We start from the raw sequence: 11,399 nt of genomic DNA, 5'->3' as shown, positions 1-11,399 counted from the left end.
CCGGCTTAGCCGGTGGTTATGATTTTATTTTGCATTTATTATAAGGAGGAATTATGGAAAAGAATTGGTATAATCAGTCGCCTGATGAGGTCCTAAAGAATCTTTCCACCACAAAGGAGAGGGGACTAAGTGAAGATGAAGCCAAAAAAAGGCTAGAAGAGTATGGGGAAAATGCTCTAGCAGAGGAAAAGAAAAAATCCTTTGGAGAAAAATTAAAGGAGCAATTTTTTGACCCAATGATAATTATTTTAATTGCAGCAGCTCTTGTTTCTATTTTTGTAGGAGAAGCTCTCGATGCAGGAATTATAATTGCCATTGTAATTGTAAATGCCTTTCTTTCAATTTATCAGGAGGGAAAAGCAGAAGAAGCCATTGCAGCTTTGCAAAAAATGTCTTCACCAAAGGCAAAGGTAATAAGAGATGGAGATCACGAAGAAGTTGACTCAAATAAATTAGTGCCAGGAGATATAATTGTTCTCGAAACTGGAGATATTGTCCCAGCAGATTTAAGATTAATTGAATCATCAAATTTAAAAATCGATGAGTCTTCACTTACTGGTGAATCTGTGGCAGTTGAAAAACACTTTGATGCAGTTTATGATGGCAAAATGGAAATTGGCGATAGAGAAAACTTAGCTTATTCTTCAACTATTGTAACTTATGGAAGAGGCATGGGAGTAGTTATAGAAACTGGTCACAAGACAGAAATTGGTAAAATCGCAACTTCTATTGCAACAGTTTCTGATGAGCAAACTCCACTTCAAAGAAAACTTGCAAAACTTTCCAAAACTCTTGGAATTTTAGTAATAGTTATCTGTGCAGTGGTAATGGGAGTTGGCTTAATTTACAAGCATGACCCACTAGATATGTTTATGACTGCAATTTCCCTTGCAGTTGCAGCTGTTCCTGAAGGACTTCCTGCCATTGTAACAATTGTACTTTCTATTGGCATGGGCAAGATGGCAGAAAAAAATGCCATAGTAAAAAAACTTTTGGCAGTTGAAACATTAGGTACAACAACAGTAATTTGTTCTGATAAAACTGGTACACTTACACAAAATGAAATGACAGTTGTAAAAGTGTTTACTGACGGACAAGTTTATCATGTAACTGGAACTGGTTACTCTCCAGAAGGCGATGTCACTAAAAAAGATGAAGTTGTCACAATTGATGAAGATGAAAATTTAAAGATTTTATCATCAATTGCAGCCTTAACTAATGATGCAAAATTAAAGCTAAAGGATGGTGAAGCTTCTATCACTGGAGACCCAACTGAAGGAGCCCTTCTTACTTTTGCAGAAAAGGCAGGAAATGGACTGGATAATCTTTATAAAAATTTTGACAGATTGGAAGAAATTCCCTTTGACTCTGACAGAAAGATGATGACAACTTTCCACGACAAAATTTTTGAGGGCATTGCATCCTTTACCAAGGGAGCACCTGATGTTGTCCTTGACAGATGCGAAAAAGTTTTAATTGATGGAAAAGAAGTTGAACTTGACGAAAAATTAAGAAAAGAAATTTTAGAAAAGAACAGTGAATTTGCAAGATCGGCCCTAAGATGTTTAGGCTATGCTTATAGAAAACATAGCGATATGCCAAGTGAAATCACATCAGATACCATAGAAAAGGACATGGTCTTTGTTGGACTTACTGGAATGATTGACCCATCAAGACCAGAAGCCAAGGCTGCCATAAAAGAATGTAAGTCAGCTGGCATTAGACCTATTATGATTACTGGCGACTATCTTGAAACAGGACTTGCTATAGCCAAGGACCTTGGCATTGCTGAGCATGACGATGAAGCAATAATGGGTAGAGAACTTAACGAAATGTCTGAGACAGAACTTAGAGAAATCGTAAAGGAAAAATCTGTCTACACTAGAGTTTCACCAGAAAATAAAGTTCAAATTGTTACAGCCCTAAAACAAAATGGTCACATAACAGCTATGACTGGTGACGGTGTAAATGACGCACCGGCAATTAAAAAGGCAGATATTGGTATTGCCATGGGAATTACAGGCACAGATGTTGCAAAAAATACTGCAGAAGTAATTTTGACAGACGACAACTTTGCAACAATTGTAAATGCAGTTGAAGAAGGAAGAATAATTTATTCCAACATAAAAAAATTCGTTGCATATCTCCTTTCTTGTAACTTGGGAGAAGTTTTAATAGTTTTAATTTCAATTTTAATGAACTTGCCAGTGCCACTAATTCCAATTCAATTACTTTGGCTTAATCTTGTAACAGATTCCTTCCCAGCTCTTGCACTTGGAGTTGAAAGAGGAGAAGCTGATATAATGGATGAACCACCACGTGATCCAGACGAGCCAATCCTTGATACAGAAATAAAAATTACAGTTGCAATTCAATCTATTGCAATTACGGTAGCAACACTTCTTGCATACCTTGTTGGACTTGAGTGGTTTGGACAAGCTGAAGGACTACACCATGCAAGAACAATGGCATTTTCAACCCTAATTATTTGTGAACTTTTAAGATCATACACATCAAGATCAATTGACAAGACTGTATTTGAACTTGGAGTATTTACAAATAAAAAGTTAGTGTTTGCGACTCTATTCTCTTTCATGCTAATGCTAGTTGTAATTTATGTACCAGTCTTAAACGATGCCTTTGGACTAATGGACTTAGGACCAAGAGAAATCGCAGTTGTACTTGGAGCATCACTTATTCCACTAGTAGCTGGAGAAATTCAAAAGAAAGTTAGATTTAAGAAAAAATAAATAATTTAATTGTAAAGCCGACAGGGAAAATTCTCTGCCGGCTTTTTTTATTGGAGAAAAATTTTTAAAAGCCTTGACAAATTTATCAGGCGAGACTATAGTGTAGATATAAAGTATATACACTTAAAGGTGGTGTGATATGAAAATTATTATTTCAAATGATAGCGGCCTTCCTATTTACGAGCAAATAAAAAATCAAATCAAGGCTCAAATTGTTGCTGGTGAACTAAGAGCAGACGAAGCTCTTCCTGGTATGAGGACTCTTGCCAGCGACCTAAAGGTTTCTGTCATAACGACAAAGCGTGCCTACAATGACTTGGAGCAAGAGGGCTACATTTATTCCATGCCAGGAAAGGGTTCCTTTGTAAAAAAATTAAATGAAGAAGTTGTAAGAGAAAATGCTCTTGCAGAGATAGAAAAATATTTTACTGACGCAATGAGAGTTGCCAAGGCTTCTGGCATTGGCATAGATGAATTGCAAGAAATTTTAAAGACATTAGACGAAGTGGGTGAACTATGAAAGTAGTAGAAATAAAAAATTTGAAAAAAGAATTTAAGGATTTTGAACTTGATATAGACAGTTTAGAAATACCAGAGGGAGCAGTTATAGGTCTAATTGGCGAAAACGGTGCAGGAAAAACAACTCTTTTAAAATGTATTTTAGATTTATACAAATACCAAGGCGACATAAAAGTTTTTGGAGAAAAAATTCATAAAGAATCTTTTGAAAAAATTGGGGCAGTGATACCTGACTCCTTCTTCAACGATACCTTTAAGATAAAAGATGTTGTAGACATTTTAAAAGTTGCCTACAAAAATTTTGATGAAGAAGTATTTTATGACTGTGCAGATAAATTTAAGATGCCAAGGGACAAGAAGTTAAGCGAACTTTCCACAGGAAACTTGATGAAATTAAAAATAATTTCTGCAATTTGTCACCAGCCAGAATTATTAATTTTTGACGAGCCAACTTCTGGACTTGATCCAGTTATTCGCGACGAAATTATTGAGTTTTTATTTGACTACATGAGAGATGGAGACAGGACAATTTTATTTTCATCACACATCTTGTCTGACATAGAAAAAATCGCAGACTATATAATTTATATCCACCAGGGAAGAGTAATCTTATACGATGAAAAGGACTCCCTAATAGAAAAATATGGAATCCTAAAAACGTCTGAAGAAAATTTAAAAAATTATGGAGACTTTATCTTAAAGACAAGAAAAAATAAATACTCAACAGAAGCCTTGATAAAAAATGTCCAAGTTTTCAAAGAATTTTATCCCAATGAAGTTGTTGATAAGGCCAGTGTGGAGGACATAATGATATTTTTATCAAGAGGTGAACAATGAAAGCAGTTTTATATAATGACTTTAAACTTGTAAAGAAACTTGCCCTACCAATTGTTATATTTATTACTTCCATACTTTTTATTGGTTTTTTGATAACAGGACAAGCCTTCAACAGATTTTTTAGCCAATGGACTCTTACAATGATATTTATCATTAGGGCACAAGGTGTCTTTGGAGATAACTTTAAAGATTTTCAAAAGTTCATGACTATGCCAGTCTCTTTAGAAGACTATTCTCATGCAAAAATTATAAAAAATCTAATAATATTTATCTTAACCACTCTTGTTTTTTTAATTGGACTAATTATTAGTGCTGATGAAGATAAAAATTTTATGATAAATCTTTATCTAAGTATATTTATTGCCCTAGACTTTATGGCACTTAGCCTTAGTCACATTGTTTTTACAAAATATAAAAAGGGAATAGTTGTATTTCTTTACAGTATTTTGATTGTAGGCTTAGGAATATTTTTTGCCATGACCTACGCAGCCTATTACGAAAATTTATTAAACTACAGACCTGCCTTTATTATAGGTTCAATAATAATTTGCATTTTGTCCTTTAAGTTAGACTACAAGTTTTCCACAAAATATTTGAGGGAGAGGGGAATAGTATGAAATTACTTTTACTAAATGATTTTAAAATTAGAAAAAAATTTATCATCGCCTATTTCATATTTATTGCAATGATATTTTCCCTAAAGACTATAGGACTAAAGTCAGTGGAATTTTCTTTCTATTCAGATAGAGCTTTTACCCTATTATTTATTATAAGCCTACTAATTCACTATGTCCTATATATAATATCCAGCGAAGGAATGATTATAGATAAGAGCAAACCCTACCTTTTGACTCTTGGTTCAACAAGAGCTGACCTAATAAATGTAAAATTTATAAAGATCATTATGATTTTTATAATAGATTCAATATTAATTTATTACATCATGCAAGATGTTGAAATAAATGGAATTGAATTTAACCTTGGATTTTTTATTATGCTTTTTGTAATGGCATATTATCTTATAAGTATTCCAATTTACCTTTACTTTGGACAAACAAGTGGCATTGGAACAATTTTTACATCTTCGCCAGCTCTACTTCCTATATTAGATAAGTTTGGAAAGAATCCAGCAGGATTTTTTATAGGAATAATTAATAGAAGTAGTAAGCTTGTCTTATCCTTATCTTTAATTATTTTCATTATAATAATTTATACAGTCTCTAGAATAATAGTGGAGAAAAAAGATTTTTAAAAAATTATAGACTCAAAGGACTTTTGATATCAAGAGTCCTTTTTAATTTGTAAATTTATAAAATAAAAACTTTACCATCCTTGTGTCATTTGCCTTTCAATGTGATAGAATTAAAAATGAATTTATAAAGGAGGAAAAAAATGGAAACAAATTCAAGTTTTTTTGAAAAGACTTTTTCTCTAAGTGAGAGAAAGACTAATGCCAAGACAGAATTTTTGGCAGGACTTACAACTTTTATGACCATGTCATATATTCTTGTTGTAAATCCAAATATGTTATCTGAAACTGGAATGGACAAGGGTGGAGTTTTCACTGCGACCATAGTTGCTTCAATTATTGCCATGCTCTTTATGGGCTTATTTGCAAACTTGCCCTTCGCACTTTCAGCAGGAATGGGGCTTAATGCTTTCTTCACATACACAGTAGTCCTTTCCATGGGTCACGACTGGTCCTATGCACTTACTGCAGTATTTTTAGAAGGTATCATCTTTATAGTTATGAGCTTCTTCAACATTCGTGAAGCAATATTTACTTCAATACCAATGTCACTTAAGAATGCAGTATCTGTTGGTATTGGACTTTTTATAACTTTAGTTGGTCTTACATCATCTGGCATGATTGTAAATAACGATGCAACTTTAATTGCCCTTGGAGAAATTGCATCAAGACCTTCAGTAGTCTTTATAGTTTCACTTATGGTAATGGCTTTTCTTACAGCAAAAAATGTAAAGGGAGCTCTTTTATACGGTATAGTAACGGGAACTGTCCTTGCACTTATTTTAGGAGTTACACATCTTCCAGGAGGAATGTTATTTTCACTTCCACCATCACTTGCTCCTGTTGCCTTTAAACTTCATTGGGGAGATTTATTTACCTTTGACATGTTTTCAGTAATGTTTACATTTTTATTTGTAGACTTATTTGACACTGTGGGAACTTTAACTGGCGTTGCCACAAAGGCAGGTTTAATTGATGAAGATGGAAACCTACCAGGAGTTGGTCGTGCCCTTTTATCTGATGCCATTGGTACAGTTGTGGGAGCACTTCTAGGAACATCTACAGTTACAACTTTTGTTGAATCAGCATCTGGTGTAGCTGACGGAGGTAGAACAGGACTTACATCACTTTCTTGTGCCTTTTTCTTCCTCTTGTCATTATTTTTATTCCCAATATTTTCAATTGTGCCAGCTCAAGCAACATCAGCTGCCCTAGTTATGGTTGGACTATTTATGATCAGTCCAATTAACCAAATAAAATTAGATGACTACACAGAATCAGTGCCAGCCTTTTTGACAATGGTTACAATGCCCTTTGCCTATTCAATTGCAGAAGGTATTTCAGTTGGAATGATTTCTTATGTAATATTAAAAGTAGCAACAGGTCGTGGAAAAGAAGTTAGCCCTGTAATGTATATCTTGGCTATAATCTTTACCCTAAGATATTTAAGACCATTACTAGCTTTTTAATCTTTAAATACTCATTTATTGAATTGTTTAAGCCCCTTTAGTATAATAAAAGTATTAAGGGGGCGTTTTTAATGAAAAAAATGTTTTTATACATAATAATGGCTTTTACACTTTTTGTAAATGTTTTTGCAGCTGAGGATATTCAAGTTGTCTTGGAGCAACCTGCTCTTTCTGAAGTAAAAAGTGGGGACTCTTTGAAGTACAATTTAATTGTCAATTTGCCAAAAAATTACAAAGAGAAGTATTCTTCATTTTCTGTAACTCTTTTATTAGACAGTGCTCTTGAAGTTAAGAATTCAAAATTTTTAGACCAAGAAGAATCTCAAGGTAAACTTGACATTAGAGAGACTTCTATTAAGGGTAAGGACCAAAATATTATTACAATAAATGCCAATGACCTTTCTATCATTAAGGGAGACAAATTAAATCTTGAAATTGAAACTAAGGTAAAAAATGACGTTGGCTCTAGTTCAAATTTAAAAAATTCCTTTGTTCTTTCTTATGTTGACAAGGGTGGAGAAACTAAGAGCGATCAAAAAAATCTTGAGTCTTCAACAAAAACTCAAAATGGTGTTCTTTCTATAAAGGATGTCTACGATGGCTCTAGTGAAATTGTTGGAAAGACAGAAAAAAATGCAATGGTTAGGGTGGCAATTGATAAAAAAGTTGTTTCCAATGCACTTTCTGATGAAGAAGGCAATTTTAAAATTGAAAATTTAGATTTAAAGGAAGGCTCTATAATTAGGATAGTTGCTGAAACTAAAGACAAAGAGGCAAGCTTAGACTATATTGTTAAAGCTAAGATTGAATCTAAAAAATCTAGTGAACTTGTAAATGACAACAATGATGAAAAAGAGCTTTACAGCACAATTAAAACTCTTGAAAAACTAACTGATTATGTTGATTTTGCAAAAAATCTTTCTACTGCTAAGACAAGTAATGTCAATGAAAAGAGAATTCGCGCTGCAATTGCATCAGCTGAATATATTGTTGTAAAAAACGAGGTTTCCACTGATGAAATTAATAAATCCTTAGAAGAACTTCAAAAGTCAATTGAAGTTATTAGGCTACCATATATGTCAGGTGTCTCAAAGGATAGATTCGCTCCCAACGAAAAAATTACAAGGGCTGAAGCTGCTTCAGTTTTAAAAAGAATAATTGATGGCAAGGCAGCTGCCAATGATATATCTTCTTTTAGGGATATAAAGGAAAGTGATTGGTTCTATGACAATATTGTATTCATTGAAAAAAAGGGTTTAATTTCTGGCTATAAAGATGGAACTTTTAGACCTAGAGAAGCAATGACAAGGGCTCAATTTGCTAGCATGATGGCAAATTATTTAAAATTACAAGTTGGAAATAATCCAATTGATTTTAAAGATGTTAAAGAAGATTTTTGGGCAAGTGATGCCATAAACACATTGTCAAGTCATGGAATTATGGTTGGTAAATCTAAAAATGTATTTAAACCAAATGAAAAAATCACAAGGGCAGAAGCTGCCACAATTTTTAACAAAGTTTTAGATAGAAAGATAAATAAATCTTTCTTAGATAAATATTCAAAGAACCCATTTAAGGATCTAAAGAGAGATCACTGGGCTTATTATCAAGTTATAGAAATTACAGCAAAATAAGGAGAGAGGAAGAAAATGTCAGATATTAAAGTAAGATTTGCACCATCACCAACAGGTTATTTACACATTGGTGGATTAAGAACTGCCCTATATAATTATTTATTTGCCAAGAAAAATGGCGGTAAATTTGTTTTGAGAATTGAAGATACAGATAGAACTAGATATGTGGAAGGTGCCATAGAAAATTTAATTGAATCCCTTGAATGGGCAGGCATCACTCACGATGAAGGTGTATTTGTAAAAGATGGAAAGATTACAGATGTAGGAGACTGTGGACCTTACATTCAATCAAATAGACTAGAAATTTATCAAAAATATGTTGATGAATTAATTGAAAAGGGCTTTGCTTATTATTGTTTTTGTTCTAAGGAAAGACTAGACAATCTTCGTGAAGAACAAAGAATTAAGGGAAAGGTTCCAAAGTACGATGGACTTTGTCGTGGTATTCCTCTTGAAGAAGCAAAGAAGAGAGTTGCAGCAGGCGAAGACTATGTTGTTAGACTAAAACTTCCTAAAAACAAGGACATAACATTTTATGATGCTGTTCGTGGCAAAGTTACAATAAACACAGACGAAATTGACGACCAAGTTTTGATGAAATCTGACGGATTTCCTACTTATCACTTGGCTGTAATTGTTGATGACCACCTAATGGGCATCACTCACATTGTAAGAGGAGAAGAATGGCTTCCATCAACTCCAAAGCATGTTTTTATGTATGAATGTTTTGGCTGGGATGCACCAGAATTTGTTCACCTTCCAACTGTTTTAAATAAGGACAGAAAAAAACTCTCAAAGAGACAAGGAGATGTTTCAGTTGAAGACTTTAGAAATAGAGGATATTTGCCTGAAGGAATTGTAAATTATCTTGCTCTTGTTGGTTGGTCACCAGAAGATGGGGAAGAAATTATGACAATGGATGAATTAATAGAAAAATTCTCCTTTGAAAGAGTAGGAAAGTCTGGAGGAATTTTTGACACAGATAAATTAAACTGGGTTAACTCTCACTACATGAAGTCCTACGACTTAGATAAGTTAGCTGAGCTTTCAATTCCATTTGTCACAAAATCAGGACTTTTAACTGAAGAAGAAATAAGAGGAAACTTTGAATGGTATAAGATTTTAATTGACACAGTGAGAGAAGCTTGCGACAAGTTAGAAGACATACCAGGACACATTGATTTCTTATTTGGTGACATTGAAATAACAGAAGATTCAGCTAAGGAAGAACTTGCACAAGAACATGTGCCTGCACTTCTTGACTCCTTTATAAAGATTGTAAAATCTCATGATGAAATAGACATGGAAACTGCCAAGGGACTAATGAAGGAAGTGCAAAAGGATTCTGGAGTAAAGGGCAAAAAACTTTACATGCCAGTAAGAGCTGCAATCTCAGGAAATGTTCACGGACCAGAAATGCAAAATATTATTTATCTTTTAGGCAAGGATAAATTAATTGAAAGAGCAGAAAAAATTAAAAATTCACTTTAATTTGAATTAGATAAAATTAAATTATGTATAAAAAATAAGAGGGGAGATAAGTAAATCTTCCCTCTTAAAATTTGCCATAAAAACAAAACTAAAACTATTCTTTAAAAGAACTATACAATTTAGAAACTTCAACAATAATAAGTATTCCAATAATTATGGAAATTATTTGTGTGATTAAAATTATAATATGGACTAAGCTAAAAATAGAAAATCTAAAATTGTAAAATATACTTAAATCTTTTGAACTAAGACCGAGATAATTAATTAATAAATTCCAATTTGGAAAAATTGAAAAATTTTCGGATAATAATCCAAAACTATTCACAAATAATAAGTAATAGAAGAATAAAAATCCGATTTTAATTATTTTCTTTTTTTTAATCATTTGAAATCAGTCCTCTTATTTTTTATGAAGTTCTTGTATAAGTTTGAAATTATTTTAAAACTCCAAATTCGTAACCTCTGTCTCTAAAATATTTTATTACAGAAGTAAGTGAGTCAGCTGTAAGTTGTTTATTTTTTGCGTCGTGGGCAAGGACAACGGCGATTTTTGTATTTTTATTTTCATTAAGACTTTTGTCAAGATAAGATACAAAACCATTTACTGTAGTTGGTCTCACAGATTTTTTTTCTGCATCGCCAACAAGTGAGTTCCAGTCAATCCAGTGTATGCCCTTTGATTCCAAGAGGGCGTCACTTGCATCAGTGTTTTGCCAAGACATTTCGCCGCCAGGATACCTAAAGACGCTGGAGTGAAAGTCAGGTCCTAGAATATTTTTTAGTCTTTCATTAGTCTTAGTGATTTCTTCATAAACTCTTTCAGGACTAACTACTCTTCCTGGATAGAGATAGTCGTAGTCGTGACTAAAGGAGTGAGTGGCAATGGCATTTCCATTTCTTAAAATTTGGCGAACTTGACCTGCCGTTTTATCTCCAATGGACTTGCCTACTAAGAAGAAAGTTGCACGAGCATCTTCTTTTTTTAGTATATCTAAAACTTGTGGAGTTATAGTATTGTTTGGTCCATCATCAAAGGTCAAGAATACAATTTTTTTGTCCCCACCATAATTATTTTTTGTAATGTATTGGCGAATTTCCTTTGTGTCATAGGCAAATTTATCGACTTTCTTCAAGTGATTAGACCCCTTAACTATAAATTCATCTTCCATGCGAAGTAGAGGATCTAGTGCTACGTTGGAAATATATTCAGGATCGTAATAGTATTTTCTAGGTCTGTCCTTGTTAATTTCATTGGCATAGTACCACATAAGGGCAGGAGAAATTTCATCCTTTGGTTTTTTTATTGCAGAAAAAATCTTTGAAAATATAAAAATAAGGATTAGGGCAAAAATTGAAATAGAAATTATTTGTCTTATTCTCTTTCGCCTTCTTGCTTTTTGCCTTCTTAATTTTTTTCTCTTATCATAATTTGTTTGGGTCATAAAAAACC

General features: G+C 33.2%; 9 protein-coding genes. 8 read left to right on the top strand and 1 reads right to left on the bottom strand.

What is annotated here, in order from left to right:
- Positions 1-53 precede the first annotated feature (53 nt).
- From HMPREF2801_RS01350 to gltX, 8 genes are all read left to right on the top strand, one after another.
- Positions 54-2,750: a cation-translocating P-type ATPase gene (locus tag HMPREF2801_RS01350; protein WP_070610220.1), complete on the top strand. Its 2,697-nt coding sequence runs from the start codon at positions 54-56 to the stop codon at positions 2,748-2,750.
- Positions 2,751-2,889: 139 nt separating this feature from the next.
- Entirely contained in the window at positions 2,890-3,270 is a 381-nt protein-coding gene (locus HMPREF2801_RS01345; protein ID WP_070610219.1) for a GntR family transcriptional regulator, read from the top strand.
- Positions 3,267-4,106 (top strand): ABC transporter ATP-binding protein, encoded by an 840-nt coding sequence (locus HMPREF2801_RS01340; RefSeq protein ID WP_070610218.1) that lies wholly within the window; start codon positions 3,267-3,269, stop codon positions 4,104-4,106. Before HMPREF2801_RS01345 ends, HMPREF2801_RS01340 begins: the two co-directional genes overlap by 4 nt.
- Positions 4,103-4,723, top strand: a complete 621-nt coding sequence (locus HMPREF2801_RS01335) for an ABC-2 transporter permease (RefSeq protein ID WP_070610217.1) — start codon at positions 4,103-4,105, stop codon at positions 4,721-4,723. Before HMPREF2801_RS01340 ends, HMPREF2801_RS01335 begins: the two co-directional genes overlap by 4 nt.
- A complete protein-coding gene (locus HMPREF2801_RS01330) occupies positions 4,720-5,358 on the top strand; it encodes an ABC-2 transporter permease (RefSeq protein WP_070610216.1) in 639 nt (212 codons plus the stop codon). Before HMPREF2801_RS01335 ends, HMPREF2801_RS01330 begins: the two co-directional genes overlap by 4 nt.
- A 140-nt stretch (positions 5,359-5,498) precedes the next feature.
- The gene (locus tag HMPREF2801_RS01325; RefSeq protein ID WP_070610215.1) at positions 5,499-6,824 is read left to right on the top strand and encodes an NCS2 family permease; all 1,326 of its coding nucleotides are present in this window, start codon (positions 5,499-5,501) and stop codon (positions 6,822-6,824) included.
- 71 nt (positions 6,825-6,895) lie between these two features.
- Complete coding sequence (locus tag HMPREF2801_RS01320; RefSeq protein ID WP_070610214.1) at positions 6,896-8,458, top strand: S-layer homology domain-containing protein; 1,563 nt, start codon at positions 6,896-6,898, stop codon at positions 8,456-8,458.
- Positions 8,459-8,473: 15 nt separating this feature from the next.
- Positions 8,474-9,949 (top strand): glutamate--tRNA ligase, encoded by a 1,476-nt coding sequence (gltX, locus tag HMPREF2801_RS01315; RefSeq protein WP_070610213.1) that lies wholly within the window; start codon positions 8,474-8,476, stop codon positions 9,947-9,949.
- 434 nt (positions 9,950-10,383) lie between these two features.
- On the opposite strand, the gene HMPREF2801_RS01305 is transcribed toward gltX, so the two are convergent.
- Complete coding sequence (locus HMPREF2801_RS01305; protein WP_070610211.1) at positions 10,384-11,391, bottom strand: polysaccharide deacetylase family protein; 1,008 nt, start codon at positions 11,389-11,391, stop codon at positions 10,384-10,386.
- Positions 11,392-11,399: the final 8 nt, after the last annotated feature.

This window comes from Peptoniphilus sp. HMSC062D09 (assembly GCF_001811425.1).
In the GTDB taxonomy this organism is placed as follows: Bacteria; Bacillota; Clostridia; order Tissierellales; family Peptoniphilaceae; genus Peptoniphilus_A.
Note: the sequence above shows the minus strand (reverse complement) of the source record. Positions and strands in the feature narration are given on the sequence as shown.

Excerpts from the sequence above, each read along its gene's own strand:
- HMPREF2801_RS01350 (WP_070610220.1), top strand. The coding sequence starts at position 54 with ATGGAAAAGAATTGGTATAATCAGTCGCCTGATGAGGTCCTAAAGAAT.
- HMPREF2801_RS01345 (WP_070610219.1), top strand. The coding sequence starts at position 2,890 with ATGAAAATTATTATTTCAAATGATAGCGGCCTTCCTATTTACGAGCAA.
- HMPREF2801_RS01340 (WP_070610218.1), top strand. The coding sequence starts at position 3,267 with ATGAAAGTAGTAGAAATAAAAAATTTGAAAAAAGAATTTAAGGATTTT.
- HMPREF2801_RS01335 (WP_070610217.1), top strand. The coding sequence starts at position 4,103 with ATGAAAGCAGTTTTATATAATGACTTTAAACTTGTAAAGAAACTTGCC.
- HMPREF2801_RS01330 (WP_070610216.1), top strand. The coding sequence starts at position 4,720 with ATGAAATTACTTTTACTAAATGATTTTAAAATTAGAAAAAAATTTATC.
- HMPREF2801_RS01325 (WP_070610215.1), top strand. The coding sequence starts at position 5,499 with ATGGAAACAAATTCAAGTTTTTTTGAAAAGACTTTTTCTCTAAGTGAG.
- HMPREF2801_RS01320 (WP_070610214.1), top strand. The coding sequence starts at position 6,896 with ATGAAAAAAATGTTTTTATACATAATAATGGCTTTTACACTTTTTGTA.
- gltX (WP_070610213.1), top strand. The coding sequence starts at position 8,474 with ATGTCAGATATTAAAGTAAGATTTGCACCATCACCAACAGGTTATTTA.
- HMPREF2801_RS01305 (WP_070610211.1), bottom strand. The coding sequence starts at position 11,391 with ATGACCCAAACAAATTATGATAAGAGAAAAAAATTAAGAAGGCAAAAA.